22 protein-coding genes and 1 tRNA gene are annotated in these 25,624 nt (G+C 65.2%); 8 read left to right on the plus strand and 15 right to left on the minus strand.

Annotated elements, in window-relative coordinates:
- Positions 1-18: 18 nt before the first annotated feature.
- Positions 19-1,872 carry a hypothetical protein gene (locus HBE63_RS19085; RefSeq protein ID WP_166906144.1) on the minus strand — a complete coding sequence of 618 codons (1,854 nt, stop codon included), beginning with the start codon at positions 1,870-1,872 and terminating at the stop codon, positions 19-21.
- Positions 1,873-2,048: 176 nt separating this feature from the next.
- On the opposite strand from HBE63_RS19085, the gene HBE63_RS19090 reads away from it, so the two are divergent.
- Both HBE63_RS19090 and HBE63_RS19095 read left to right on the plus strand, forming a co-directional pair.
- Entirely contained in the window at positions 2,049-4,190 is a 2,142-nt protein-coding gene (locus HBE63_RS19090; protein ID WP_166906145.1) for a M64 family metallopeptidase, read from the plus strand.
- A gap of 11 nt (positions 4,191-4,201) precedes the next feature.
- Positions 4,202-4,930 (plus strand): hypothetical protein, encoded by a 729-nt coding sequence (locus HBE63_RS19095; protein ID WP_166906146.1) that lies wholly within the window; start codon positions 4,202-4,204, stop codon positions 4,928-4,930.
- On the opposite strand, the gene HBE63_RS19100 is transcribed toward HBE63_RS19095, so the two are convergent.
- Genes HBE63_RS19100 through HBE63_RS19115 form a run of 4 tightly spaced genes read right to left on the minus strand, consistent with a single transcriptional unit; the run spans position 4,927 to position 7,848 of the window.
- The gene (locus HBE63_RS19100) at positions 4,927-5,370 is read right to left on the minus strand and encodes a DUF6636 domain-containing protein (RefSeq protein ID WP_166906147.1); all 444 of its coding nucleotides are present in this window, start codon (positions 5,368-5,370) and stop codon (positions 4,927-4,929) included. The two genes, HBE63_RS19095 and HBE63_RS19100, sit on opposite strands and share 4 nt — an antisense overlap.
- A 35-nt stretch (positions 5,371-5,405) precedes the next feature.
- Entirely contained in the window at positions 5,406-5,645 is a 240-nt protein-coding gene (locus HBE63_RS19105; protein WP_166906148.1) for a hypothetical protein, read from the minus strand.
- Positions 5,642-5,923, minus strand: a complete 282-nt coding sequence (locus HBE63_RS19110) for a hypothetical protein (RefSeq protein WP_166906149.1) — start codon at positions 5,921-5,923, stop codon at positions 5,642-5,644. Before HBE63_RS19110 ends, HBE63_RS19105 begins: the two co-directional genes overlap by 4 nt.
- Entirely contained in the window at positions 5,920-7,848 is a 1,929-nt protein-coding gene (locus tag HBE63_RS19115; protein ID WP_166906150.1) for a methyltransferase domain-containing protein, read from the minus strand. Before HBE63_RS19115 ends, HBE63_RS19110 begins: the two co-directional genes overlap by 4 nt.
- Before the next feature lie 110 nt (positions 7,849-7,958).
- Here HBE63_RS19115 and HBE63_RS19120 point away from each other — a divergent pair, with 110 nt between their 5' ends.
- Both HBE63_RS19120 and HBE63_RS19125 read left to right on the plus strand, forming a co-directional pair.
- Positions 7,959-9,092, plus strand: coding sequence for a BTAD domain-containing putative transcriptional regulator (locus HBE63_RS19120; RefSeq protein WP_166906151.1), 1,134 nt, complete (start codon positions 7,959-7,961; stop codon positions 9,090-9,092).
- Entirely contained in the window at positions 9,089-9,943 is an 855-nt protein-coding gene (locus tag HBE63_RS19125) for a serine hydrolase (RefSeq protein ID WP_166906152.1), read from the plus strand. Before HBE63_RS19120 ends, HBE63_RS19125 begins: the two co-directional genes overlap by 4 nt.
- Here HBE63_RS19125 and HBE63_RS19130 read toward each other — a convergent pair.
- The gene (locus tag HBE63_RS19130) at positions 9,931-11,352 is read right to left on the minus strand and encodes a serine/threonine-protein kinase (protein WP_166906153.1); all 1,422 of its coding nucleotides are present in this window, start codon (positions 11,350-11,352) and stop codon (positions 9,931-9,933) included. The genes HBE63_RS19125 and HBE63_RS19130 overlap by 13 nt on opposite strands.
- Before the next feature lie 236 nt (positions 11,353-11,588).
- Complete coding sequence (locus HBE63_RS19135) at positions 11,589-12,221, minus strand: cutinase family protein (RefSeq protein ID WP_166906154.1); 633 nt, start codon at positions 12,219-12,221, stop codon at positions 11,589-11,591.
- 277 nt (positions 12,222-12,498) lie between these two features.
- Here HBE63_RS19135 and HBE63_RS31735 point away from each other — a divergent pair, with 277 nt between their 5' ends.
- Positions 12,499-12,630 (plus strand): hypothetical protein, encoded by a 132-nt coding sequence (locus HBE63_RS31735; protein WP_256367884.1) that lies wholly within the window; start codon positions 12,499-12,501, stop codon positions 12,628-12,630.
- Between the two features lie 98 nt (positions 12,631-12,728).
- Here HBE63_RS31735 and HBE63_RS19140 read toward each other — a convergent pair whose 3' ends face one another.
- Positions 12,729-14,327 (minus strand): FMN-binding glutamate synthase family protein, encoded by a 1,599-nt coding sequence (locus HBE63_RS19140; protein ID WP_166909969.1) that lies wholly within the window; start codon positions 14,325-14,327, stop codon positions 12,729-12,731.
- Positions 14,328-14,504: 177 nt separating this feature from the next.
- A complete protein-coding gene (locus HBE63_RS19145) occupies positions 14,505-14,900 on the minus strand; it encodes a nitroreductase family deazaflavin-dependent oxidoreductase (RefSeq protein WP_166906155.1) in 396 nt (131 codons plus the stop codon).
- A gap of 341 nt (positions 14,901-15,241) precedes the next feature.
- Here HBE63_RS19145 and HBE63_RS19150 point away from each other — a divergent pair, with 341 nt between their 5' ends.
- Positions 15,242-15,406 (plus strand): hypothetical protein, encoded by a 165-nt coding sequence (locus HBE63_RS19150; RefSeq protein ID WP_166906156.1) that lies wholly within the window; start codon positions 15,242-15,244, stop codon positions 15,404-15,406.
- A 339-nt stretch (positions 15,407-15,745) separates the two neighbouring features.
- Here the strand turns inward: HBE63_RS19150 and HBE63_RS19155 are convergent, their stop codons facing one another.
- From HBE63_RS19155 to HBE63_RS19170, 4 genes are all read right to left on the minus strand, one after another.
- Positions 15,746-16,942, minus strand: a complete 1,197-nt coding sequence (locus HBE63_RS19155; RefSeq protein WP_166906157.1) for a hypothetical protein — start codon at positions 16,940-16,942, stop codon at positions 15,746-15,748.
- Positions 16,939-17,217, minus strand: a complete 279-nt coding sequence (locus HBE63_RS19160) for a type VII secretion target (RefSeq protein ID WP_166906158.1) — start codon at positions 17,215-17,217, stop codon at positions 16,939-16,941. The genes HBE63_RS19155 and HBE63_RS19160 overlap by 4 nt, the downstream gene beginning before the upstream one ends.
- 111 nt (positions 17,218-17,328) lie before the next feature.
- Positions 17,329-18,645 carry an ImmA/IrrE family metallo-endopeptidase gene (locus HBE63_RS19165; RefSeq protein ID WP_243858157.1) on the minus strand — a complete coding sequence of 439 codons (1,317 nt, stop codon included), beginning with the start codon at positions 18,643-18,645 and terminating at the stop codon, positions 17,329-17,331.
- The gene (locus HBE63_RS19170) at positions 18,587-19,189 is read right to left on the minus strand and encodes a hypothetical protein (protein ID WP_208301163.1); all 603 of its coding nucleotides are present in this window, start codon (positions 19,187-19,189) and stop codon (positions 18,587-18,589) included. Before HBE63_RS19170 ends, HBE63_RS19165 begins: the two co-directional genes overlap by 59 nt.
- A 136-nt stretch (positions 19,190-19,325) precedes the next feature.
- On the opposite strand from HBE63_RS19170, the gene HBE63_RS19175 reads away from it, so the two are divergent.
- A tRNA-Tyr gene (locus HBE63_RS19175) sits at positions 19,326-19,396 on the plus strand.
- Between the two features lie 166 nt (positions 19,397-19,562).
- On the opposite strand, the gene HBE63_RS19180 is transcribed toward HBE63_RS19175, so the two are convergent.
- Together HBE63_RS19180 and HBE63_RS31170 are read right to left on the minus strand one after the other, a co-directional pair.
- The gene (locus HBE63_RS19180; RefSeq protein ID WP_166906161.1) at positions 19,563-23,621 is read right to left on the minus strand and encodes a hypothetical protein; all 4,059 of its coding nucleotides are present in this window, start codon (positions 23,619-23,621) and stop codon (positions 19,563-19,565) included.
- A 46-nt stretch (positions 23,622-23,667) separates the two neighbouring features.
- A complete protein-coding gene (locus HBE63_RS31170) occupies positions 23,668-24,102 on the minus strand; it encodes a hypothetical protein (protein ID WP_208301164.1) in 435 nt (144 codons plus the stop codon).
- A gap of 353 nt (positions 24,103-24,455) precedes the next feature.
- Here HBE63_RS31170 and HBE63_RS19195 point away from each other — a divergent pair, with 353 nt between their 5' ends.
- Positions 24,456-25,622, plus strand: a complete 1,167-nt coding sequence (locus HBE63_RS19195; RefSeq protein WP_166906164.1) for a tyrosine-type recombinase/integrase — start codon at positions 24,456-24,458, stop codon at positions 25,620-25,622.
- Positions 25,623-25,624: the final 2 nt, after the last annotated feature.

The following is a 25,624-nucleotide window of genomic DNA, read 5'->3' on the forward strand; positions in this document are numbered from 1 at the left end:
TACGTCCGTTGCGCAGCGCTACACCGAGCATTTGCCCCCGGTGAACAGATCACAGGTGGTTTCCAGTCCGTTGAGCACACCGGCCGGGATCGCAGAGATGAAATCGGTGACGCTGATGGCGTGCAAGGACGTGAGGTCGGTGGCCTTCTGCGTGCCGATCAGCACCGCTACCGCGTCACCCTCTGGGGTGGTGATCGTGAACGAGTCGTCCCCGTCGCCGTACTGGCCCGCACAGTCGGCTTGGCAGGTCCCGGTCGTGGGATCGATCTTGTCGTCAAACATGTCGTTGATCCATCCGGCGGACAAATCGCGGACAGCCAACGGGTTCTGCGGCTGCGGGAATCCGGCGATGGCGTAGGCGGCGACCTGGATCAGCGGATTACCGCCCTGCATCGGGTCCATGTGCACGCCGCCTTCGAGCACGACGCCGGTGAACTGCCCCGGTCGAGCTTCTGTCAGCTGGTCGTTGACGTCGCTGAACACGTTGAGGAAGTTGAGCGGGGCACCGATCTCGTAGATCGGGATGTAGTCGTTCGGGTCGTCGTCGCTCGGATCGGCGGTGCCGTTCATTTCCAGCTTGTCCAGCCGGTCCATGGCATCGGGGATGATCGAGCCCATCGGCACGGCGTCGTAGATCACCACTCCGGCAAGATCGTTGGGCGCATCCAGACCCTGATCGCGCCGGCGGGTCAAACCCTCGGCGTAGTACCCGGCCACCCCGGGGGCGAACCCGCCGCCCAACGAGTGCCCGACGAGGACGAACTGCATCGGCACATCGAGATTCTCGGCTCGGCCGGCCTTCAACTCGGCCGTGTCCATGCTGGCGTTGAGGGCGGTGCGGTCAGGATCGAGGAACAGCTGGGCGACCGCCTCGTGCAGGTTGTCGCCGCCGAGCCACATTCCGTCGGCCTCGAACGGGTTCGACGTGAACGTGGTGGTGACGACGACGCTGTTGGTCGTCTGGGCCAGATATGACGCGGTGTAGCTGTAGAGCGGCCCGTTCGCCAGGAAGCCGTGCTGCAGGTAGATCAGCCGGGTTGGTGGCTCACCATTCGCGGAAGTCGGGAAATACCAGTTGGATTCGACTTCGTGCCCTTCGGAGATGACCAGCGTGGACGTGCTCACCTCGACCGAGTCCCGCAGTGCGGGCGGTACCACCGGGTCGCCGCCGACGGCCCGCTCCAAAGTGGCCAGGGTGTCGAAGATCGCGCCGCTGATCACCGACAGCGGCTTGGGATAGTTCTGCGGCTCAGGGTTGAGGGTCAGTGCGCCGAGGCTGCGGATCACGTCGTGGATCGCCTCGACGGGATCTGGCCGCGCTGGAGTCGCTGCCGTCGAGGTGGTGCTCTGCACCGCACCAATCTGCTTGTCGCGCAGCTCAGTTGCCGACTTCAGCCGCCACGTCGGGGCGCTCACGCTTTCCCTTGGCTCCGCCGGCGCCGGCCGGATGCTGATCGGCGGCCGGACCCGAACCTCGGCCGCGCGTGGTGGCTGCTCGGTGACACCGCGACCGGCATCGTCGATGGCGTCGCCGGTGGAATCGCCCACGTCGCGCACTGCCTTCCGAACATCGCGGACCGAATCCCGAATCACGTTGCGGGCCTTCGCCCGAACCGCCTCGGCGCGTTGGCCGGTGGCAGCCTTGGGGTTGGCGTCACCGGCGGTAGCTTTTGAAACCTCAGGTTTCGCGCGCTTCTTCACGTGCCGCTGGTGGGTCTGCTTGGCAGAGTTGGTCTGGCTCGCCGATGGCTTCGTACCCTGTTTCGACCCGCCGTCATCGTCGGCATGAGCTGTGCCCGCCCCGGCGAGCACAGCAGCCGACAATCCCGCCGTGAACACCCCGGCTCCAACCCACACTCCTACTCGCGTCATTCTTCCCCCCGTTACATAGACGCCGATCTCTGTCACGCTAGCGGGAAGCCGCGGCTTTCCGGAGGCGATTCGGCAAGTCGCGGTTGAGCTGGCCAATAGTCGAGTAGCGCACTACGCGTTTACTTCCGCCCACCACGGAGCATCGTTGGAACTTCACCGGATGAGTGGGGGCCGAGATGCCAGACAGCGTGACCGTCCTGCAGGACGTGGGGACAGGGTTGTTCAGTTTCAAGAAGACGCTGGCGATTCTCGGCGACGGTTTCGCGGCGGGCGCCGACCAGACTATCTACAACAACTACGTGCGTGACGTCGTGATGAAGCAGGTCTTCGGGGCGGCCAGCTATTACAACGAGGATGCTGCCGCGTGGAACATCCGGCGGGTCAACCTCGAATCGAAGCACTCGGGTGCGAGCGAGCGCACGTGGAACGATGCGGGGACACCGACCGACATCTCCGATGACACGTCCACGGACAGCATCTTCGACACCGCGCTGAACATCATCGCCAACGGCGCGTGGTGGCATAACTGGTTCGAGGACGGAACCGGTACCAGTACCCGGATCAGCAACGCGATCAACAAGTGGGCCCCGGGCGCCGATTTCACCCTGATCATCGTCAACTCGAAGAAACCGGGCGGATTGCGCACCGGCACCACCCTCAAGGTCACGCTGAAGGAGGGGTGGTCAACCATCGCCCACGAATTCGGGCACGGCTTCGGCAATCTGGCTGACGAGTACAGCGCCAACGGCAAAGGAGCCTTGACCGATTCCGATCCGGGCAGGGTGAACGTCACGCTCGAAACGAAGCGGTCCAAACTCAAATGGAACAACTTCGTCAATCCCTCGACGCCGGTACCCACCGGTGTGGGAGCGGCCGCCGGTTGGACCGTCGGCACCAAGCCCGCCGGGTGGGACGATGCCTCCGACGCCGGATTGTTCGAGGGCGGCCACACGTTCGAGACCGGGATCTACCGTCCGGTGATCGACTGCCGCATGAACAGCAACGTCCCGGATTTCTGCCCGGTCTGCTACACGGAACTCAAGAAGAGCTATCGCCTCGCCGCCGACCACGACTTCCGCAAGCCGGTGCCGGGACGGTTCACCTCCGCTGTCGGTTCGGAATTCATCGTCCCGGAGAATCGTGCGTTGACCGTGTACCGAGCCGACGGCAACCGGTGGGAACACAAGAAGACCACCGCCGCAGCGGTCCCCGGCATCTGGGCCATCCGCCCCGGCGATACCTACCTCGCGGCGGATTTCGACGGCGACGGCCGCGACGAGCTGGTCGTATTCAACTCCACCGACTGGGTTTTCCCGTATCTGGCGCTGATCAAGGTGAACACCGACGGCACAATGCGCGTGCTGGCCCGCTACGACGGGGACATCCCCGGGTGGGGCGGGTTCGCGCGAAACGATCGGCTGATCGCCGGTGACTTCAACGGCGACGGAAAGGTCGACCTGCTGATCTACAACTTCGACGACTGGTCGACGCCTTATGTGGCGACGTTGATGTCGACCGGCACCGGATTCACCCAGAGCCGCCGCTACGACGGCGACATCCCCGGGTGGGGCGGGCTGGCCCGCCACGACCAGATCTTCGTCGGCGATTTCGGGGGCACCAACCACGACGACCTGCTGATCTGGAACGCGAAGGACTGGAGCAGCAAGTACCTGGGCCTGTTCCGGATGAGGCGTGGAGCGTTCAGCTGCATCCGGTTGTGGGAGAACGATATTCCAGGCTGGGGTGGTTTCGCCGAGCACGACCGATTCATCGTCGGCGACTTCAACGGCGACGGGAAGGACGACCTGTACCTCTTCAACGGTACCGACTGGGCGAACCCGTACCTGGCGATGTTCCGTTCCACTGGAAGCGATTTCACCCGTAGTCGAATGTTCGACGGCGACGTCCCCGGCTGGGGCGGGATGCGTCAGGGTGACCAGTTCCTGGCCGCCGACCTCACCGGCAGCGGGAAGGTCGGGTTGTTCGCCTGGAACATGGTCGACTGGTCGCACACCTACGCCGGGCGGATGATCTCCAGCGGCGCCAACCTGTCGGCAGACTTCCGCGAGGACTGGATCGGCGAGTGGCACTTGGGCGCGTCGAACGTCTTCAACCGGGTACCCACTTATGAGCGGTTCCGTCCGCCGGTGGGCGAAGGGCGCCGGATACTGCCCGGCCCGATCATCTTGCGCGGTCCAGACCGCGTGCTGGTGCACAACCGTGACTGGCTGGGCACTTTCCGCGGCGTCCAGCCGCTGAGGCTGAACTGCATCTACAACAAATGGGTGCACAACTACCGGTACGGCAGAAACTGGTGATGGAGACGAAGATGACTGATTCGACTGAACGGCCGTCGAAGAACCTGCGCCGGCGACGGCAGTTGGGCACCACCACCGACGGGTTCGCCCGTGGTGAGTCCAAGGACGGCGGCACTCTGTCGGCGCTGCGCCGGGAGCAGACTGGACGTAGCAAGCCCTCAGTGACAGCGTCGCAGGCGCTGTACGGCCGCGGCACCACCGCGAAGAAGAAATGGGGTCCCCAGGTGGCACCGGAACCCGAAGCGGGCGACCAGACCCGCAGTGTCCGCCTTCGTCTGCAGGTGCGCCGCGGCCGAATCACCGTGCTGGACAGTGCCGTTGTCGAGGCCCCCGCTCCGGATGAGGCCGAGGTGCGCGGCTCGACGTTTCTCGAGGTGCGCGCCGGTGATCAGGTGATCGCGCTGCAGCCGCTGATCGACCCCGGGCTCAGCATCGGCATTGCCGACCCGGCGGATTCGGCCGATGACTTCCGCGGGCATCGGGTCGTGCGTGAATCGAGCTGGGAGACTGCGATTCGCGTCCCCATCGGGGCGCTCGCAACCTTCGCACCGAGCGATCTCTCGATCTCGATATTCGAGGTCCCGGAGCATATGGTGCTCGACGGGCGGTCGCCGCAGTCGGTTGCCTCCCGGGTGAAGGCGACGACCGAGTTGGCCCGCAGTCCACAGCTGCGGGCCCGGGATCTCCCCGACGGGGTGTTCGGTGGATCCGGTCGCAAACGACCGTCACGTGAGCGCTAGCCGAGTTCGAGCGAATCGCGCGACATCCGGAAGAAGTGTCCGCTGCCGGTGTCGGTGCAGCTGACGCCTGCGGGCTGCGACTCGCACTTCATCGGGCCGGCCGAACGCGTCTGGCCGTATGCCAAAGTGGGCATCCCGGGGTCGAAGATCGTGTCGCCGTGGCAGTGCACCTCGGGCGCGCTACCCGGTTTCAGGCTGACGCGGTCGCCCCAGTCCAGATGGCAGTCCGCCGGCTTGGCCGGCGGGGTGTAGGTGTGGTCCCGGATCTCGCAGACGACGCCGTTGCTGCCGTCGAAGCCGTTCGGGACCAGACACCAGATGTTGCCCGACGGGGTGACGAACTTGGGTGGCGCCGGGCAGGCGTTCGCGGTTGCGGGAAAGGCGACGATGGCCGCCGCCGCGGTGAGGACGGGGATGAGGTGACGCCGGTGTGTGCTCATGGCATCGAGCATGCGGGGGCCGCCTTGCGGATTTCTCAATGGAATCTTGTGCTGAGGTCGTCGGCGGTGGCGGCCGGTTCGGCGGTGAGTTCCACGCCCCAGGCGGTCGCGGCGCCGCGCCGCATGGCGTCGGTATCACCGCTGGTCAAATAGGCCCTTGCCGCGATTGGGCCGGTCTGCGCCGTGGGATGTCGGGCGGCGATCGCATCAGCCAATCTCCGGGCCGGGTCGATCAGCGCGGTGTCGGGCAGCGCGTCGGCGAACCATTCGCTCACGGCCGGATAGTGGGTGCACGCCAGCACCAGGACGGGGCGACGGTGCTGGCCGCATTGCAGGCCAGCACCACCTCGGTGGCGCCTCGGTGGGCGAGCTCGGAGACGACGGCGGAAAGCCGGGCTGCCAGGGCGTCGCCGCGCATCCGGCCGTAGGGCGTGGCACCGGCGTCCGACCAGTACAGAACCGGTAAGCCCGGTACGCGCCGGTCCAGCTCACGCACTACCCCGATCCCGCCGATGCCCCAGTCGACGATGCCGAGGCATGCCGCCGGGGTCATGGGTAGGTCAGTGGGGTGGTGAACCCCTTGGCCAGCGGTCCGGAGTCGAACGCCACCACGCGCTGTGACGGCGTCGCGCTCAGCAGTCGTAGCCGCGTCCCGGGGAACCTGCTGGCGAAATACCAGCGGTACTCGTGTTCGGCACGGATCGGGTTGTGCCGCAGCATCTCCCGCCATGCGGGATGGGCGGTCAACGCGGTCAGATCCGCGGCGAACTGTGGCCGCCCCCGGCGGGTGCGCACGTGCTCGAACGCCGAACGGGCGAGCACCGGGAGCTCGCGTGCCCGTATCGGGTGCTCGACCATGTCGACCACCCAGAGCCGTCCGCCGGGTGCGAGCACTCGGCGGATCTCGGCCATCACCGGATCCCAGTCCAGGTACCGGAAGGACAGAAAGCAGATCACCACATCGACGTGGTCATCGGGAATGTCGAGCTCGGGACCGTCGACCGCTGCAAACCGCAGCCGTGGGCGATGGCGGCCACGGCGGCGTGCCTGCGCGAGCATGGCCGAGGAAATGTCCACGCCGATGCCGAAGTCGAGTACGCCGTCGTCGTCCAATGCACGCAACAATGCGCCAGTGCCGCAGCCGATTTCGAGTACCCGCAGCCCCCGGTCGAGGTTGTCCCGGGCGCGGGCGGCCCGTTCGGATACCCACCGCCATTCGGCGCTGCGCACCCTGATGTCGGCGTAGGCGCGGTCGTAGAGCTCGGCCACCGGATCGTAGGAGCCGCTGGTCCCGGCGGGGTCGGGCATGCTGAGCACCGGCGGCTGCGCTGCGGCACCGAGGTACTTGCGGACGCTGCCGAGGGGACCGTGCGACTTCTTCCCGGGCGCATCGATCAGGTAGAGGTCAGCGCGGGATACCGGGTGGCGGCCCGCCCAGGAGAACCGGTCCTTGCGAGCCGACACCGTCGTGTAATTGCGGTTTCCGAAAGCAGGTACGCCGAACACGTTGGCGAAGAACGGTGCGAACCAGCGTGCGGTGCGGCAGGCGTGGAAGTAGGCGCGGCCGCTGTCAGTGAAAGGGATGGCCATCGACCGCCATTCGTGCGGTGAGAACTGCTCGGGCCAGGCGGTCGATCCGAACATCGGGCCATACATTCCGGAATGGCTGATGAGGTGCAACTGGTCGATCATGCGGCCTGCTTCGGTCAGTCGCGCGAGCTCGGCGACGAAGTCCGCCTTGTGATGCAGGCCCGACACGATGACCTCGGCGTCGGGGCGGGCGGCGGTCAGTTCACGCGACATCGTCGCGGCCGCCACCGCAAACTCATCCGATCCGCCCCGGTAGTGCGTGGTGTGAGCAACCCAGATGACCGGCGCCGCAGTCTTTTCCGGTGTCACACGGGCGAACGGGATGCGTGCGTGCTGCCCTCTCGGGATCCAGGCACCGTAATTGCCGACCAACTCCAACATCTCGGACCGGTCCAAATCGAACACCCGCATGCTGGTCGCCGGTGGACTGTAGAAATGCAGGGTCAATCCACCGTCCAGGCCGGCCATGTCGTGGATGACGTCGCTGGTGATGGTTGTGATCTCACCGCTGAGATGTTCGGAGCTGCTGGTGACGGTCAACCGTGGACCATCCCAACCGAACCGCCGCTCCTCGAACCGCCCCTCCAGGACGATGACGAAACCGGCTGCCCCGCCATGGTCGTGCGGAGCGCAGCGCTGTCCAGGCCGCCACCGGGCCAGCATGATCTCGACGTCGTCGTCGACCCGCAGAATCGTCCGGGAATAGGGCTCACCGTCATTCGGGCCGGCCGCCAGCGTGGCCAACTCATGCCGTGCGCCGGCCGCCCGGGCCAGCAGTTCGGTCCCGGGAACCTCTCCCCTGACCGCGACCCCGGCCAACGCGTCGAGCAGCGAATCCAATCCGGCCCGGTCGTCGCGCCGGGCGGGGAGGTGCGAAATCGTGGTCATGTCGGAACGATGACGCCGACACCTTGCGGGATTCTCAACGGATCCTTGCGGTCGCGCCGCGCGGCGTCACAATGGGATGCGGACGGCGCCGAACACCGGGAAGGCTTGTGATGAGTGAATCTCGTCTCGGGTTCGGCCTGTTGGGTCCGCTGCAGGTCACCGTCGACGGAACGCCTGCGGCGCTGGGTACGCCCAAACAGCGCGCGGTGTTGGCTGTCCTGCTCATCAACCGCAATCGGGCGGTCAGCACCGAATCGCTGATCGACGCCGTCTGGGACGGCGAGCCCGTGCCCGCCGCCCGCGCCACCATCCACACCCACGTGTCCAACCTGCGCCGGCTGCTCGGCAGCGCCGATGGGGAAACGCATTCGGCACTGGTCAAAGCGGCTCCGGGGTATCGGCTCAATGTGCCTGCCGGGAGTTGCGATCTGGACCGGTTCATCACCGAGAAGTCCGCCGGGATCAACGCCGCCGCGGCTGGACGTTTCGAGGCGGCCGGCACGCATCTGTCTGCGGCGCTGGCGCAATGGCGCGGCGACGTCCTCGAGGATCTACGCGGATTCCGATTCGCCGACACCTTCGCCGCGGCCCTGGCCGAGGACCACGCTTTGGTGCACACCAGCCGCGCCGAGGCCGAGATCGCTTGCGGGCGGGCCGCGACCGTCATCGCCGATCTCGAAGATCTCGCCGCCAGGCATCCGTACCGCGAACCCGTATGGGCCCAACTGATCACCGCCTACTATCTCGCGGAGCGCCAGTCCGATGCGCTGGACGCCTACCGGCGCGTGAAATCCGTACTGGCCGAAGACCTCGGCATCGACCCCGGGCCCACCCTCAGTGCACTGCATGCGCGCATCCTGCGTCAGGAGCGCCTCGACATCCGGCAGGTCGCCATGGCCACCGCCGCGCGCACCGTCAGCGCCGGACGCACCGCCGCCGGCCGTGGTTCGTCGGCCGCCGCGCTGCGCGATGCCGACGGACGCCGATACCCGCTGAAGCCGAACGTCACCCGGATCGGACGGTTACCCGACAACGACATTGTGCTCGACGATGCCGAGATCAGCCGCCACCATGCCGTGATCATCGACACCGGAAGCAGTTTCGTCATCACCGACCTGCAGTCGGCCAACGGTGTGCAAGTACGGCAGGAACGCATCCGCCCCAGCGCCACCGTCGGCGACGGAGACCAGATCCGCATCTGCGGCCGTGAGTTCACCTTCGAACTTCAAAGCGCTGCACCGTGACATCCATTCGCAGCGGCCGGCTGTGGGCCCTCATCGCAGTTTTCGCGGCGCTCGCGCTCGTCGCGGGGGTACTCATCGGAACGCATCGCACCGTCCGCCCGAGCACGCGGAGCGCGGCTCCCACCGCGTCGCTGGCCGCCGAGTTCGCCCAGTTGGAGCCCGGGCTGCACGCCACGGCGGGGATCGCGCTCAGCGGCGTCGACCCCGGTCAGGAGCCAATGTTGTTGGGACAGTGGCAGAGCGGCCCGGCCTGGTCGACGATCAAGGTGCCGTTGATCATCGCCGCGCTGCGCGCACAGGTGCCGCCACAGATCACCGAAGCGATGACCGCGGCCATCACCCAATCCGACAATGCCGCAGCCGAATCGATCTGGGACAGCTTGGGCACCCCGGCCGAGGCCGCAAGCAAGGTCGAGGCGGTCCTGCGGCAGGCCGGTGACCCGACGATCGTCCAATCGCAACGCGTGCGGCCCGAGTTCAGCGCGTCGGGACAGACCGACTGGCCGCTGGTCGACCAGGCACGGTTCACCTCGGTGGCGGTGTGCGACAAGGCGAACACTCCGGTGTTCAACCTGATGGGCCGGGTCGAGCCGGATCAGCGATGGGGCCTCGGCACCATCGGGGGCAGCCGGTTCAAGGGTGGCTGGGGCCCCTCACCGACGGGCGGTTACCTGGTACGTCAGATCGGGGTGCTGACCACCCCGACCGGAACGGTGGCCGTGGCACTGGCCGCGCTGCCGGCCTCCGGGAAGTTCGAGGACGGCACCGCCGCGCTCACCACGATGGCCAACTGGCTGAAGCAACGGCTGGGGGCACTGCCCACCGGTGACTGCCCGGCTCACCAGAGGTAGACGCGGGCGTTCTTGCCGCCGGTGCAGGTGATCCAGCTGTCGCCCGGTAACTGCTGGCAGTGCATCAGGAAGTTGGAGCCGTCGCACAGCGCACCGGGCACCTTGCCACAGTCCACAGCACCTGGGGCCGACACCGCGCGCGGTAGCGGGCTTGCATTGCCGTATTCGGCCCAGTACGACGTCAGCACGCTGTTGGTGAAAAGGCATGAGGTTTCCGGTGTTCCGCGCCCGGCGCGACTCGCGAACCCGCTGGCCGTGGTCGCTGCGAATCCGTCGTCGCACGACTGGTGCAGGCTGCTCTGGTCGGGGCCGGTGATCAACGGTGGCACCGGGCCTCCTGGCTTCGCTGGGTCCCTCTCGGACGCGGCGGGAGGCGGCTCCGCGGGCTGTTCGGTGTTACCGGCGAGCATGCCGATCACGACACCGAGGCCGCCGAGGATCAGCGCGGCCGCCACTGCGATGACGGTCGGCAGCACCCAGCCCCGCCCGCGCGGCGGCTGTGCAGGCTCGGCCGGTTGATGCGGTGGTGGACTGACCATTGGCGCGGCGAGCGTCGGCGCCTGGTGCGGCAGGGTCGACGGCGCCGATCCGGCCAGCAGCGCACGTTGTGCTGCACGTCCCAATCCGCCTGCGGACCCGTATCGGTCGTCGGGGTCCTTGGCCATGCCGCGCGCCACCACATCGTCGAAAGTCGTGGGCACGGTCGGATTTGTGGTGCTGGGCCGCGGGGGCGGCGCGGAAATGTGCGCGGCGAGCACGCTTTCCAGATTGTCGCCGACGAACGGGGGATGGCCGGTCAACGACTCGTACAACACACACGCCAGCGAGTACGAATCGACCGCCGGCGTCACCGTCTGACCGGTGAACCGTTCGGGCGCCATGTAATTGATGGTGCCGATGCGGGAACCCTCGGTGGTCAACCGGCTGTCGCCCGCGCTCTCGGCGATGCCGAAGTCGACCAGGTAGGCGAAATCGGCCGGCGTGACGATGATGTTCTGCGGCTTGATGTCGCGGTGGATCAACCCAGCCGCGTGCGCGGCGTCCAGGGCTGCGGCGATCTGGGTGGCGATGGCCACCGCCCGCGCCGGGGCCAGCGGACCGTCGGCGATCAGATCCGACAGCGTCGTACCCTGCACCAGCCGCATGTCGATGTAGAGGCTGCCGTCGATCTCGCCCCAGTCGTGGATGGGGATGACATGCGGTTCCTGCAGCACCGCGGCCGCATGCGATTCCCGCTGGAATCGGGTACGAAACGTGGCGTCGCTGGAGTACTGGTCGGCGAGGATCTTCAAGGCCACGGTCCGGTTCTTGTCCGCGTCGAAAGCCTCATATACCTCCCCCATCCCGCCCCTTCCGAGCAGGCGCGTGAGCGAATACTTGCCGAACGTCGTACCGACGCGCGAATCCACTGTCGATCCCCCTGATCTATCGCGTACAGAGGCAGTATCGCCTTCGGGACCACGGGATGCAGATGATTGCCGTCCTTTTGACCGGTCAGGGGCTCCCGATCGCGGGCACGGTATCGGGTGGGCCCTTCGGCCCCTGATAGCCCGACTCAACTGACTTGGGTGCATCGTTCGCGAGTCTGAAGTTGTGTGCGAGTTTCGGCCGAATTCTCGCACACAAGCTCAGGTTGGGCGGCCGCCTACAGCTTGCCCGCAGCGAAATCGGCTGCCTGCGCGACCTTTCCGGACTGCACATAGGACACATGGGCACCCATGTCCCAGCCGCCTTCCCAGCAGATCGGATCGCCCTCGTTGCACTGGGCGATGGAGTTGGCCGTGTACTGCGGTGCCAGCATCGGGAGCGTCTGCCCGGCGGCCAGCAGACCCGAGAAGCTGGTGAGCGGGGTACCGAACAGTGCGGTGGCCGCCACATGGTCGGCGACCTGCGGAGACGCCTCGTTGGTGGCCTTTTCGATCACTGCCGCGCCCTGTGAGTAACCGCCGAGCACCATCTTCGTATTCGGACAGCTGGCGGCGATGGACTCGATGAGTGACCGCGCCGCGTCAGTGCCGGCCGGGGTGCTGGTGTTGAAGTCATTGGTCGCCGGGTAGTCGACTGCCGCCGCGTCGACGGTGCGCGGCGCGACCCGCGACCGCAGATCGTCGACGAAGGGACCGCCGACACTGCCCAGGCCCGGGGGCTCGTTGGTGCCGCGGGCGAACACCACCTCGACGTCGGGGCACGGTGCCGCGGTGGCCGTCGCCGGCATGACGGCCGGGACAGCTGCGGCGAATGCCGCGAACGCCAGAATCAAAGCAGGCTTGCTGGTCATACCGACCGATCGTAGGGCCGTTCCCCCGATCGGTGGACCCACGGTTCCGACGATTCATGGGCTGACCAGCGGACAGACTCGGCGGTTCCCAGACGGGATGGTGTTTTCAAGGATTCCGTGATCGGCGTGCGCGGCCACACCGAGGTCTCCCAAATCGAGAAGAGCCCGCGCGGCTACCGGGCCTGGAATACCGACAATATCGACCAGAACTTCTTCGCCGCGCTGAACACCCAGATCGTCGCGCCGCTGAAGAAGGGGGGCAGGCGCCGATGTGGGCATGAACAACGAGACCCTGCTGATCACGAAGAACCATCAGGGTCCCGGGTTCATCGTCCTCGCCAGCGACGAGAAGTCCGGCCTGACCCCGTTCGGCGTCAACAACATCGAGCGGTTGCTCGACAAGGGCTAAGCCTGCCTGTAAGCCCAACGGCCACCCGAGTTCGGGTGGCCGTTGGTGTCACTGGGGGGCAGAGGCAACGGTTGGCATGGCGCTCCCTCCCGGAGAGATCAAATATGTTGTGTTCCAACAGGTGTGAACGAGTCCGGCGCTGCGGCTTCCCAGTCCATCCGCCAGCTCTCCGGCGGTTCGCTCAGGAGCGCTCCTGCAGGCAGCCACTCGAACAGTTCGGCGTAGGACCGCTGTTCGGTGGCGGACAGCCGTTTCCGCAGTAGGTGAGGCGAAAGCTGCGCCGGGTCGGTGATGCCCATCGACGCCATCAAGCGCATCGCCTGCCCCACTGTCGCGCGCTGATACCGGAACACCCGTTGGCTCTTGTCGGCAACATCGAGGGCACGTGCCCGCCGCGGATCCTGGGTGGCCACCCCGACCGGACAGTGGTTGGTGTGACAGCGCTGGGACTGGATGCAGCCCGTGGCCATCATCATCGGGCGGGCGGCATTGGTGTAGTCGGCGCCTTGGATCAGACGCTTGACGATGTCGGTACCGGTGGCCACCTTGCCGCTGGCACCCACCCGGATGACGTCACGCAGCCCGGTGCCGACGAGTGCATTGTGCACCGTCATCAGGCCGTCCGTCAGCGGCAGGCCGACATGGTCTTCGTATTCCAGGGGTGCGGCTGCCGTCCCGCCCTCGGCGCCGTCGACGATGATGAAGTCCGGGGTGATGCCATCGGCGAGCATCGCCTTGCAGATCGCCAAGACGTCGACTCGCGAGCCGACGCACAGCTTGAACCCCACCGGTTTTCCATCGGCCAGTTCACGCAGCCGGGCAACGAACCCGATCAGTTCCCGTGGGGTGTGAAACGTCGAATGCGCTGCCGGGCTGACGCATTTCTGACCCGCCGGCACGCCGCGATACCGCGCGATCTCCTCGCTGACCTTGGCAGCCGGCAAGACTCCGCCCACGCCGGGCTTGGCACCCTGACTCAACTTGATCGAAATGCACTTGACCGCGTCGTCGGCGGCCTTGTCGGCGAACTGATCCGGATCGAAGGCGCCGTCGCGCGTGCGGGTACCGAAGTAGCCAGAACCGATCTCCCACACCACGTCGGCCCCGCCCAGATGATAGGGCGTCAGCCCACCTTCACCGGTGTCGTGAGCGAAACCGCCGAGCTTGGCTCCGTTGTTCAACGCGCGTAATGCGTTGCCCGACAGGGCTCCGAAGCTCATCGCCGAGATGTTCATCAACGCCATGTCGTAGGGGTGCCGGCAGTCCGGCCCGCCGATGCGCGCCCGGAACGGTTCCGGCGGCTCGTCGATCGGTGCAGTCGAGTGGACGAGGTACTCGTAGCCCTCGACATTGATGTCACGCTCAGTGCCGTAGGACAGCTCGGCGGCGGTGCCCTTGGCCCGTTCGTATATCAACGATCGCACGTCCCGATCGAACGGGCGTCCGTCGAAGTTGCGCTCGATGAAGTACTGCTGCAACTCGGGGCGCAGCGCCTCCAGCAGGTAACGCATATGCCCCACGACGGGATAGTTGCGCAGCACGGAGTGCCGCCGCTGGATCAGGTCATAGCAACCGACCCCTGCGAGCAACACCGTCGCTGCGGCCAGGATCCACCAGCCCCACGACCCGATGACCGCCACCACAACCAGGATCGCCGCCAACACCGTCAATGCCGCCACGGCGCCGAACCGGATCATTGAGGAGGCATACCCGCGGTCGGCGGATTTCAGGCGCGCTCCCGCCACCGCACAGCGAATCCACAGCCGGAGTTCGTCGACTCAGGCAGGTCATCACCACGACGATCCGGGCAAGGTATCGACCACGTCGGAGAGGCCGCGACTATCCTCAGCTCCAAGCCTGGTGCGGTACGGAGGTCAGCGCGCGGAGCTCGCAACCGTCAGCAGCAGAACTGCCTCGTTGTAGGGAAATGCTCTGTAGAGCGGTAGGGAACGCCGTGTGACGAAAGCCGCGGCCTCGGCCTTGCTCATGACCTGTGGGTTGGTGAGCGCGACAACCCGTCCCCGCTTGCGCAGCATCGTCGGTCCGCCAGCCAGCACGTTCTTCAACCAGTCCGTCTGCGGGCCGTAACCGATGAGTGTGGCGTAGCCGTCGTGGGCCTTGAATACCAAGAGGGGCGTTCGATATCGCTTACCCGACTTCCGCCCGACATGCTCAAGCGTCCCGAGGCTCGGAAGCCACGGTGTGATCGCGCGAGCCGCCGGATTGGTGACTCGCTTGTTGAAATGTGCGATTCGTCGAGGGACGCGCATTCTCGGAGCTTAGGTGTCGAGCTCGGCCACTACTGCGGGCGCGACTCGATTCACCGGCCGCGACTCGGCCGGCTTGGCCGCTTCGGTAAGCCGCTCGAGCAGCAATGGCGTCGGTGCCCCCAGTCGGACTCGAACCGATTTCGCCACCCTAATCAGGACGCCGGAACGGCTCCTACCTGGGGAAACAGGTCACTGTAGATCAGTCCAGTTATATGTAACTGTGGGTAGATTGTGGGCAAAATGTGGGCAAGGCGCGGCCAACTCGGAGCTAGTATTGGTCCCCGCAAGGGTTCCCCCGTGAAAGCCTTTCCGCCCTTGGATGCCGTGGGAGGTGGCACGAAATGAGCGCACTTGATAGCAGCACGCTCGGTACCCGGGTCGTGACCGACCTCGACCAGCTCGCGGAGTCGCGCGCGTCCTATCTGGCCACCTACGGGTATCGGATGCCCTTGCAGGACGCTGAGCGCGCTGCGGGCCTTACTGAGGCTGACATTTGGGAGGCGTGACGCCCAGTGGCGTAGCGCTCCCACGTTGTGCACCGAGGCAAGGTGGTTAGGCCCAAAGATTCAGCGGCCAGACTGTCTGAGGGCTAAGCACCAGTATCTGCACTGATGAAATCCCAAGAAACAGAAGCGCACCGGCCCAAAACGCATACAGGCTGGGATTTCGCCGACGGCGCAACGTTACAACCGCGCCGCCTGCGGCGAAAATAAAAGCGACCACAAACGCAGTGCTCACGCCTAACGAGTAGAGGGCAGCGCCAAGGACGACGGCGAACACCGCGTATAGAGCGAGGCCAGCCAGAACGCCAAGGACGAGCCAACCCGTAATTGTCAACGCTCGCTTCATCTTTGCCCCGTATTCGGCACGGCGATTGGTGGCAGCCCTGGCGGGACCACCGGTGGACCTGTGTTCGGTACGACCCCGCGCGACTGTTGGATGTTGTCTGCCAGACGATCAATGTAGGGCTGCCAGTTCAGATGTGCCACGCCCGTATACATACCCCTCAGCACTGGCCCCACAGGCGGAGGCTGAGTACCGGGGCCGGGGTCTGTGATGTGCGCGTTGACACCAAGGTGTAATTCTCCGCCTTGTTCGAAGAAGCGGAAGTGGATGGTGCTGCCCGGACCGTCCACGTGGCCGGGAAGGGTAACGAACTCGATATTGATCTCAGACCCCGTTTTCTCGGCCTGGGTGACCTGCACGGGGAAGTTGGCCATTTTCACGCCGGCCATCTTGATTTCGAGGGGAAGTTTGTCACCCACCTTCGGGAATTCCTTGGGTGCTCCTCCCATCGGGAAGTTGCAGTTGAAGCACCGGTGCAGCTCATTCCACACATCATCAACCGTAATCCCCTCGCCCGCACTCTTGCCGCCCGAGACTTTGAGGTCGGTTGTCAGGTCCAAGTTGTACTCCCAGGGCTTCTCCGGCAGCGGGAACCGGGGAGACTCCGGCACCGAGCCGAAGCTGGCCGCCTGGACCGACATACGCTCACCCTCGCCGTCGAACCGGATCGCATCTAGCTCGGTTGCCTTCGCCTGCAAACGATCACCGACGAGCTTGTCAGCCTGTACGAGCCGCTCGGCGGCCCAGCGGATATCTTCGGCGTGCTCCTTCAATGCCTTGTTCCGCGCGACGATCGTAGTGATGTCGTACCTGCGAGCATCGGTCACCGAGAGGTCCTCACCAACACTGAACCCGTCGTTCTCGGCTGCGCTGATCGCCTCCAGGGCTTTGCCCTTGGCAGCGGCGATGTCGTGGCCGCCGTTCTCGGCCAGGCCCGCGACCTCGCGTAGGACGCTGCCCTGGCGACCAACCACCGCGATGTCTGCGGTTACCCGGTCAAGTGCGGCGTCTTTGGCGGCGCCCTCCCAGGTGGTGCCGCCCGGTGCGGAGACGTTCTGCCGGTGTTGGTCGAAGGCGTCTTCGCTCGCGGTGGCTGCGGACCGCCAACTGCTGGCGGCGTCGGAGAGGTGCGAGGTGCTCCATTCCTCGATATCGGATCGTGTAAGGAGAGGAGCGGACGCGGCTGCGGGACTCACACGGACACCGTGGTGATGGCGTCGTGGCCATCGGTGTCTGTGGTGTCGTAGCGGGTGCTGCTCACCGAGAGGGCATCGGCCTGGCCGGTCAGGCGCGCCGACTGGCGATTCTTCACAGAGGTGAGCGCAGCGTTGACCGCAGCCACACCGGCACCACTGGGCTGCGAGGACGCGGTGGCCTCTAAGGAGAAGCCGGCCAGGTCCGCTGCGACGTTCTCGCTGCTGGCCGAGGCTGACCGAAGGCCCGCCGCATCCACATGTAGTTCGTTTGCCATGCCAATCCCCCAACCGGCCAAAACACTGGTTGTCAGAGTACCTCAGCGTTGCTGAGCGCCCGTGAAGCCGACTGATGCCAACGGGCTCGCGTCCTTAGGTGCATGACCGGCCTAACGGTTGCGCCTTGCCGGCAAGCTGACGATCATTGCCTTCTGGGGCGCGGCGTCTACGGAGCGTGGCGACGGCCTTTTTCGAGGTTGCTGTCGCATTGCGAGCACCCGCGCCGTATCCGGGCTGTTTTCCTCTGGCGCCTCCCATTGTGTCCACCTGTGAAGATAGGACAACCCGATGCCGGCGGTCTTCGATGCGAACTTCAGGCTGTCGGGCGCGTCGGCGGAGATCTGCTTGATTGCCCGTTGAAGCCAGATGGCGTCCTCGCCACCGACTTCGATTGGTTCGGACTTGTTCCACCCGCGCGCGGAGATCTGCTTGTAGAGGCTGCGGGCCTGGTCGCTGTCGACGACACCAAGTCCCTGAAATCGCATGACCAGTGCCTTAATTGAGATACCCCAACGCTCTTTGAGTATGGCAAGTGTGCGGAGCGTGACGCGGTTGCCTTCCTCTCGAAGGTCTTGCAACAGCGCATCACCTGGCCCGAGGAATGCGCCAGCGAAGTGATGCGCCTGCTTCTCGACGCGGCTAGCGTCGTGTGCCGACTCTGGGGGCCCTAGGCCTGCGTGCAGCCCTAGGTGTCCAAGCTCATGCGCGACGGTGAACCGTTGCCGGTCGCCCGGGACGCCGTCATGCGAGTTCTCCGCAGCGGCCCGAGCCACGCACAATACCGGGATGAGGTTTGCCCGGACGGATAGTCCGAGGTGCTTGCCTAGTTCACTGCGCATTGGTAGCACGAAGCAGCCCAGCCGCTCAGCAGCCCTGATCGCGTTGCCGACTACATCAGACTCCCCGAGCTGTGCCGCAGCGCGTACGTCGAGCGCGAACTGTTCTATTGCGTCGTCATCGGACAGGTCGCCGTCAAACACTGGAATGCTGTCGGGCATCCGCCGAAGCCCGAGAATCTCGGACACCTCGACCGCTGTTGTGCAGTCCGCGGCTTGCTGATCGACGGTCTTTTTTGACGCGTCGGCGTAGGCGCGTAGCCAAGGCCGCGTAGTCGGCCCTACCAGTTCCCGCGCCGTGAGAAACGCTGGCGTGCAGTCCAGTACGTTCGCCATCTGCTCCAAGAGGTCATCCGAGACCGGCATCCGGCCATTTTCAATCTTGGACACAGACCCGTTCGCGACACCTAGCCGCTCCGCGAATTCGACCTGCCCGATTCCAGCGACCAGCCGCAGTCTGCGAACTCGCTCCCCTAAGTCGCGTTGCGGCAACAACTTCCCAACTCCTTTCGAACGTGGACTGCAGAAGCCGTCATGCAGTTCCGGTGTCGTCAGCCGAGCCCTCGTCGTCAAAGCCCTCCAGGCCTTCATCGGTGGGCTTGAACCCGCCACCCCCGGGACGCGGGCTCGCCCCGAGCAACGGGATCGGTGCCCCCAGCTCAAGGTGCCCGGGGTTCCCATCAACGAAGGCAAGAATGCGGGCGATGAACACCTCACCAAGCTGCTCGGAACTGGATGCTATCCAGCCGAATACCCACGCCTCGATAGGATAGAGCGAGTCTTCGTACTCGACCGCCAAGGGTGCGTCCGAACTCGCCATCATCTGGATCTGGTCGTTCGCGTCGCGCGTCGCACTCTTGCATCGAAAATGACGTTCTACGCCGTCAGAAAACGTCTGAAGTTCTCGCCCACTGCCGTTCACGGCCCCGAAGTAGATGCCGGCCCGCGACGCCGCCTCGGCAATACCTTCCATGACGAGGTCCCGCATCAACCACGATCTTGATTGGCCACTGCCGAACGCTTCGTCTGTTTCGAGTGCTACATCGACTCTGTACCCGCGCTCAGCAACCACCTCTTGCAGGTCCTCTGCGACCTTGCTCAGTTGGGCCAAGACCGCTTCTGACGGATGTGACATAGTTCGTGAGAATATTCCTGAAAATGTCACATGTCAACGTTGAAGCCCCTCGCCGGGCGTGTCGCGCTGACGTACCAACCTTATTCTCGACTCGATATTCGCGTGTGACCCTCGACCCACTCTCCCGAAGTTTGCGGGCTTGCTGGGAGGAGGCAGCTATACTGGACAGTAATTCGAGTAGCACGGGTTCGAATCCCGTCGGCTCCACTTCCAAGGGGCCGTAGTGTCAGCGGTCAGCACGCTCGTCTGATGTGACAATGAGGGTCGGCCCCGGATGGGGCTGGCCCTCATTGCTTTCGGGGTTGCGCGGTGCCGACACACCACGACCGAGTCACCATTGTCCGATTCGAGGATGATCGTTGCTACCGCCACGTCAGTACCTATCCAATTTCGATGCGAGCCTTACTCTTTCCTGGCGCTGAGCCTGCATGAATGCGTCCTCGACGGTGGCAGTGCGGATGTTGTATGTCGGCCCCGCCGGTCCCGGCTGCTGGCCGGCCCGACTGCCGTGCAAGTTCCCGGTGTCGGGTACGCGCGTTGGGACCATGGGCGCTGCGGCGATCGGTGCGGCACCGCCGTATCCATCGCCCTGGCCGGTGTTGCCCAGTAGTGACCCCATCCCTCCGAGCGCGCCGCTCGTGCTGCCGCCGCCGAAGATCTTGTTGCCACTGGCATCCGAGATCGACAGGCCACCGACGAACGTTGAAATGCCCTGCAACCAGCCCGGGGAATCTGGGACACCAAACACACCAAGCGCCGACGACACCTGCCCGCTGACGGCGGCGCTCGCAGCCTCGCCGAACTTGGCGGCAGAGTCCTGTTTCCACGGATTCTTACCGCCGTCAGGCAGCGTGTCTGAAAGGCCGGCGGTCGGATTCGGCAGGCTGTCAATCCCCCACGTCGACAGCCCCGAGATTGACGTCGGCAGGTTGCCGGTACCGCCGGATGAAGACGACGCCGCGACGGCTGCCTGAGTCTGCGGAGAGGCAGTGCGGGGATCGGTATCGATGTCCGCACCCGTTGTCGAACCTAGACCGGCCGCCAGTGGGGTCGTGTCGACAACGGACGCCGACGCCGAACCGCCGAAGGAGTAACTCTGCCGCGTGTGCACGTGGTTGGTGTGGCCGCCCCAATCTTTGGCGTAGTAGCCCGGTTGCGATGTGCCGGAGCCAACCAACTGGCCATCGGCCACACCGATTTTCTCCCCGGTGTTCGGGTTCATCCAGATGACCTGCTCGAGCTCCCCACGGATGGACTTGAGGTACTCGGCGAATGCTCGCATCGCCGGGACTGAGCCGACCCAGTCGATACCCTTGTTCAGGCCCGACTTCTCCTGGTGACCCGGGTAGGTGGATGCTTTGACGCCGAACCGCTTCTCCACCGCATGCACCCATTCGGGGAACACCGAACCGCTGGAGCCGTACCCGCCGGTATTGGTGCCCACCGGCAGGCCGTAGGCCACCCGCCCGCCGCCTGAGTACCCAGGCAGGCGACCTGTGTTGTTCATGTATTCGAGCAGGCCCGGATAGACGCTTTCGAGCATCTGCCGCGATGAGGCCTTGATGACATGCTCCCCGCCGTGCACCACACCGGCGATCTGCTCGGTGGGCAGGTCACCGGTGTATCCACCGATCGAAAACCCGTCTTTGGCCTCGAACTTGGGCAGCTTCGGCACATTGACGTCAACGACCCCGGGAATGCTGAAGCTCAGAGAGTCCGCGAACGCGTTCCACTTGTCGCCGATCCAGTTGAGCACCGCGACCAGGCCGTGCTTGAGGCTCTCCCACATTCCCTTGGCCGCGTTGGCGATCGCCGTCGGCAGGCCCCGGAACCAGTCAACCATCGCGGTGAACCGCTCTTTGACACTGGTCCACACTTCACCGGCCTTGGTGGACAACCAATTCCAGCCCGTACCGATGCCCTCCCATACCTGTTTGAGGAACGGCCACGCGGTGTCGACGAACCAATCCACCACTGCTTTGGCGGCGACCTTGATCGCATTCCACGCGCCCTGCACGATGTTTCGGAACGTCTCAGAGTGCTTGTACGCGTATATGACTCCCCCGACGAACCCGGCGATGGCCGCGACGACCAGACCGATCGGGTTGGCGGTCATCGCAGCGTTCCACAGCCATTGCGCAGCGGTGACCGCTTTGGCGGCAGTGGCCCCGGCGATCATGGCCACCTTGTGCGCGGTGAGCGCGATGATGTTGCCCTCTATCGCTAGAGTGCTGGCACCGGTCGCAGCGATGAACACGCCTTGCGCGATCGACACTGCCCCCATTGCTGTTTGCCAGACGATCATCGCCATGCCGATCCCCTTGGCCGCCAAGGTAGCTGCGAGGATCAGCGGAGTAAGCGGGCCGAGGTGGGCGACGACGGTGGCCAGGTGCGGTGCGATCACCGCCACGACCGACGCCCAGGGCGTGAACGCGTCCACCAGCGACGGCAGCACCGGCGCGAGGTTCTGCATCACCGGGGAGAGGGCGGGCATCAGCTCGCGCGCCATGGTCATCACACCTGGGGTGGCCTGCGCGATGGCGGCACCGATCGCCTGAAACCCTGGGGCCAGCGCCGGAGCGGTGATCCCGCCGAGTTCGCGCAGCGCGGAGAAGGTCGGGCCCACGACGTTGCGGATGTTGTCAAACACCTGCTGCAGCTGATCGAACGCGGCGATCATCTGCTCGCGGGTGATGTTGCGCAGCCGATCGCCTATGCCGGCCAACACGTCGTTGATGCCCGTTCCCGCACCGGCGAACGTTTGTGCTGCGGTGCCCACGAATTCGACAAGACCGCTCGACACGCCCGCCATGCCGGTCTTGAGGCTGCCGACGAACGTCTTGGACGCGGAAATCATCTTGTCGAACCCGGCGGCCGCTGCGGGCCCGGAGATCGCCGTGGCGACCGCAGTGTCGACACCGCCCATTGTCGCGGCGAGGACACCCATCTTGGGGCGCAGCCCATCGAGAAGCCCACCCAGGGACGCGAACGCGGGCGTCAGTGCGCCCGACAGGCTGTCGGTAACAGCGTGGCGCAGGTTCTTGACCGCATCGAGCATCGGGGCCATCCGCTGCCCGATCATCGCGTCGAACGGGTCAACCCCGGACTGCCCCTGATTCTGGGCGTCGGCCACGGCCTGGCGCGCATCGGCAACCTGCTGTTCGGCGTCGATGACCGCCTGGCTGGCGTCGGCCACGCGTTGCTTGGCCGCGACCACCTCATCGGAGCCCTCGACACCGAGCCGGTTGGCCTCGGAGGCCTTTTCGGCGAGATCTCCGTTGGACTCTTGCGTCTCGGCTAGCCGCTGCTCAGCCTCCTGGACCCGCAGGACCGCACGCTCACGGTCGAGCATGTCGTAGGACTGGCCGTCCTTGCCGAGGTTCTGCAGGTCGCGGCGCGCCTCCAGAAGCGACAGTTGGGCGTCCTTCTCCGACAATGCGGAGCCACGCAACGCGAGGTTAAGATCCTCGATCTGCTCCTCAGCGTCCTTGCGCGCCCGGGTCAGATCACGCTCGGCATCGCGAGAGTCCCGCTTGGCGCGTTCGACACCGTTTTCGGCCTGCTCGACCTGCTTTGTCGCCGCCGCAACAGCTTTCGCCTGCGACGTGCCATCATCGCCCGACGTGTAGGCCTTCGCGGCGTCCTGCAACCCCTTGAAGCCGATCGCCAGTCCGGCCAGCGCGGGCCCGAGGATGCCAGCCGCCGCACCGGCAGCGACACCCATCGCCACACCCACCGCAGTCAGAGCCGCGACCAGGGGGCCACCGAGCGTTGTGACGACAGCGGTCGCGACACCCAACAGCGCCGAAAAGCCGATCGTTACTAGCGCTCCAATCTTCCCGATCCGATTGAGTGTGGACAGGCCGCGCCCGACTGCGGTGAGCACGATCAGCGCCGAGGTAATTCGGCCGATGTCGCGCGCGGCGCCGCCAGCCGCCCGCGACACCAATTGCAGGCCGACCGCCAGCCTGGTCAGCCCACCACCGCCGAGCAGCGCCAGCGCACCGCCAGCGGTCAGCAGAGACCGCGACAAGGCCCGCGCAGCGACCGAGGCGATCTTCGTGCCCGTCGCGATCGCACCGACATTCCGCAAAACCGAAGCGCCGCTAAAGACCACCGCGTCAAACCCGGAACTCACGCCCCGGATGCTGCCCAAGATCGACGCACCGAGACTGGACCCGAACCGGCCGCCAATGCGCGACGCATTCGCCGAGGACAGCTCGCTTTCCACCTGCCGGTGCAGGCCGGAAGCGATACGGGCATCCTCGATGCCCCGGCGAATCTCACGACGGGCACGCACACCGGCCTCGCGCGCCCCGGCAACGTCGAGGTTGGCGGTGATCGACATATCGCGCGTCGACCTGGCGATAGCTTCGCGCACCCCGCGCAGCGACGGGATGAGCTGAAGCGTCGCGTAGCCGATGGTCGTCACTTGTACTGCCTCCTAGCGTAATTCGTGTTTATGGCGGCGAAAGGGCCTACAGCGCCAAGTCCACGAAGCCGTCGGTGTATCCGGCGCTGACACCCCGGACAAGGGTGTAGGACATGTTGGTCTGCAACATCTTGTTGCCGTCAGTGCTGTATGTCTGAATGGCCGCGAGATCGTTGAGTTCTTCACGCCAGATCGGATGACGCCTGGTGTAGTCGTCGACGATCTCGCGGTAGTTGAATTCGACCGCCTTGGCCAGGATCACCTTGGCGAGACTGTCGTCATTGGAGATCAGTGCCGAGTTATAGACCTTCAATGCAGTCTCCCGGTCTGTAACGCGGGCCGCCCTGTCCTGGGCGTCGCGGTAGGCGATGATCTTGTTCGCATCAGAACCACTGGGGAGCCCGAACAGTGTTTGTTCGAGCGATTCCTTCTTATCGGCCAGAATGGACGAGCTGGGACGACCGGTCCCCGCACTCGGCATCCGGCGCATCGAGGATGGTCAACGCCGCGTAGACGTTGACCATCTCGCAGCTTTTGCTGTGGCACTTGGCGTTTCCCCCACCACGCTGCTAATCCCCGATTTCAATGAGGGAGATGCGATAGTCTCAGTCACCGGATCATCCTCCGACGTGTCAGCCCGAGCCCTCTGGGACTGGCTGGTCGTGGCAGCACCATTGTCGGATGCGATCAGCTTCCTTGGATTCGGTTCGCGAGCATGGCCCAGCTGGATACGGGAACAGATCGAAGACCGACTGCGCAGCGGCGAAACGATGACGCTGCCGGAGATGCGCCAGATGGTCGGAGACCTCCACGTACCACGTACTGGGGACTACGATGGCCACGATTAGCAAGTACCAAACCTCTTCTGGCGCAACGCGCTACAGGGTTCGCTACCGGACACCAAGTCGTCAGCAGACCGACAAGCGCGGGTTTAAGACAAAGCGGGACGCCGAGATTTTCGCGGCCACAGTGGAGGTGGAGAAGCTCACCGGCAGCTACGTTGCACCCGCTCTCGGCAAGGTCACGGTTGGCGAACTTGGGCCTGATTGGCTGGCCCGCCAGAAAGCCATCATTAAGCCCTCGGCGTTCCACTCGGTGGAGTCAGCTTGGCGCGTTCACGTCGAACCACGATGGGCGTCAAAGGCCATCGCGGACATCAACTTTTCTGACGTTCAGTCGTGGGTCGCAGAGTTGGCCGGCAGACGCAAGGGCACGGTCGTCCGGACCGCGTACGACGTGCTGGCGCGGATCCTCGACGATGCGGTGAAGGATCGTCGGCTGGCGCGTAATGCGGCTCGGGGTGTGAAGCTCCCAGCGCGGTCGAAGCGCAAAAACATCTACCTAACGGCCGATCAGCTCCAAGCGCTCGCAGTTGAGGCAGGTCTGTACCGATCGCTGGTATTGCTACTCGGAACGGCGGGCCTCCGCTGGGGTGAGGCCGCAGCGCTTCGGGTCGGTGATATCGACTTCCTGAAGCGCAAGGTGGTGTTGCATGAGAACGCTGTCACGGTTGGCGCCGATGTGCACGTTGGCACACTGAAGTCGGGCAAGGAGCGGGCCGTTGTGTTGCCTGCGTTCGTCGTTGACGAGCCGGCTAAGACGTGCAGAGGTAAGCAGCACGGCGACCTAATCTGGCCGTCACGCGACGGTAGCCACCTCGGCCCCCCGTCGTCTCATGACTCATGGATGTCTGGTGCGGTCGAACGGTGCCAGACTGCGGCCACGGCAGCCAGGACCAAGGAGAGCAAGGGCGGCAAGGAACCAACCACGCCCGTTTTCCCGAGGGTCACGGCGCACGCACTGCGGCACACTGCGGCGTCGTTAGCGATCAGCGCAGGAGCGAACGTGAAGATGGTTCAGCGGATGCTGGGGCACTCGTCGGCGGCCATGACGTTGGACGTCTACGCCGACTTATTCGATGACGACCTCACTGGAGTTGCCGACAGATTAGATGAGACTGTGGGCAAAATGTGGGCAAAACGCTCCCAGGCCGCAGTCTAGAA

Source organism: Mycobacterium sp. DL440, from assembly GCF_011745145.1.
GTDB lineage: Bacteria > Actinomycetota > Actinomycetes > Mycobacteriales > Mycobacteriaceae > Mycobacterium.

What these genes read in the sequence shown, in the direction of transcription:
- HBE63_RS19135 (WP_166906154.1), bottom strand. Translation starts at nt 12,221, where the DNA reads ATGACCAGCAAGCCTGCTTTGATTCTGGCGTTCGCGGCATTCGCCGCA.
- HBE63_RS19160 (WP_166906158.1), bottom strand. Translation starts at nt 17,217, where the DNA reads ATGGCAAACGAACTACATGTGGATGCGGCGGGCCTTCGGTCAGCCTCG.
- HBE63_RS19095 (WP_166906146.1), top strand. Translation starts at nt 4,202, where the DNA reads ATGACTGATTCGACTGAACGGCCGTCGAAGAACCTGCGCCGGCGACGG.
- HBE63_RS19110 (WP_166906149.1), bottom strand. Translation starts at nt 5,923, where the DNA reads ATGACCCCGGCGGCATGCCTCGGCATCGTCGACTGGGGCATCGGCGGG.
- HBE63_RS19090 (WP_166906145.1), top strand. Translation starts at nt 2,049, where the DNA reads ATGCCAGACAGCGTGACCGTCCTGCAGGACGTGGGGACAGGGTTGTTC.
- HBE63_RS19195 (WP_166906164.1), top strand. Translation starts at nt 24,456, where the DNA reads ATGGCCACGATTAGCAAGTACCAAACCTCTTCTGGCGCAACGCGCTAC.
- HBE63_RS19165 (WP_243858157.1), bottom strand. Translation starts at nt 18,645, where the DNA reads ATGAAGGCCTGGAGGGCTTTGACGACGAGGGCTCGGCTGACGACACCG.
- HBE63_RS31735 (WP_256367884.1), top strand. Translation starts at nt 12,499, where the DNA reads ATGAACAACGAGACCCTGCTGATCACGAAGAACCATCAGGGTCCCGGG.
- HBE63_RS19145 (WP_166906155.1), bottom strand. Translation starts at nt 14,900, where the DNA reads ATGCGCGTCCCTCGACGAATCGCACATTTCAACAAGCGAGTCACCAAT.
- HBE63_RS19140 (WP_166909969.1), bottom strand. Translation starts at nt 14,327, where the DNA reads ATGATCCGGTTCGGCGCCGTGGCGGCATTGACGGTGTTGGCGGCGATC.
- HBE63_RS31170 (WP_208301164.1), bottom strand. Translation starts at nt 24,102, where the DNA reads ATGCCGAGTGCGGGGACCGGTCGTCCCAGCTCGTCCATTCTGGCCGAT.
- HBE63_RS19085 (WP_166906144.1), bottom strand. Translation starts at nt 1,872, where the DNA reads ATGACGCGAGTAGGAGTGTGGGTTGGAGCCGGGGTGTTCACGGCGGGA.
- HBE63_RS19115 (WP_166906150.1), bottom strand. Translation starts at nt 7,848, where the DNA reads ATGACCACGATTTCGCACCTCCCCGCCCGGCGCGACGACCGGGCCGGA.
- HBE63_RS19120 (WP_166906151.1), top strand. Translation starts at nt 7,959, where the DNA reads ATGAGTGAATCTCGTCTCGGGTTCGGCCTGTTGGGTCCGCTGCAGGTC.
- HBE63_RS19170 (WP_208301163.1), bottom strand. Translation starts at nt 19,189, where the DNA reads ATGTCACATCCGTCAGAAGCGGTCTTGGCCCAACTGAGCAAGGTCGCA.
- HBE63_RS19150 (WP_166906156.1), top strand. Translation starts at nt 15,242, where the DNA reads ATGAGCGCACTTGATAGCAGCACGCTCGGTACCCGGGTCGTGACCGAC.
- HBE63_RS19100 (WP_166906147.1), bottom strand. Translation starts at nt 5,370, where the DNA reads ATGAGCACACACCGGCGTCACCTCATCCCCGTCCTCACCGCGGCGGCG.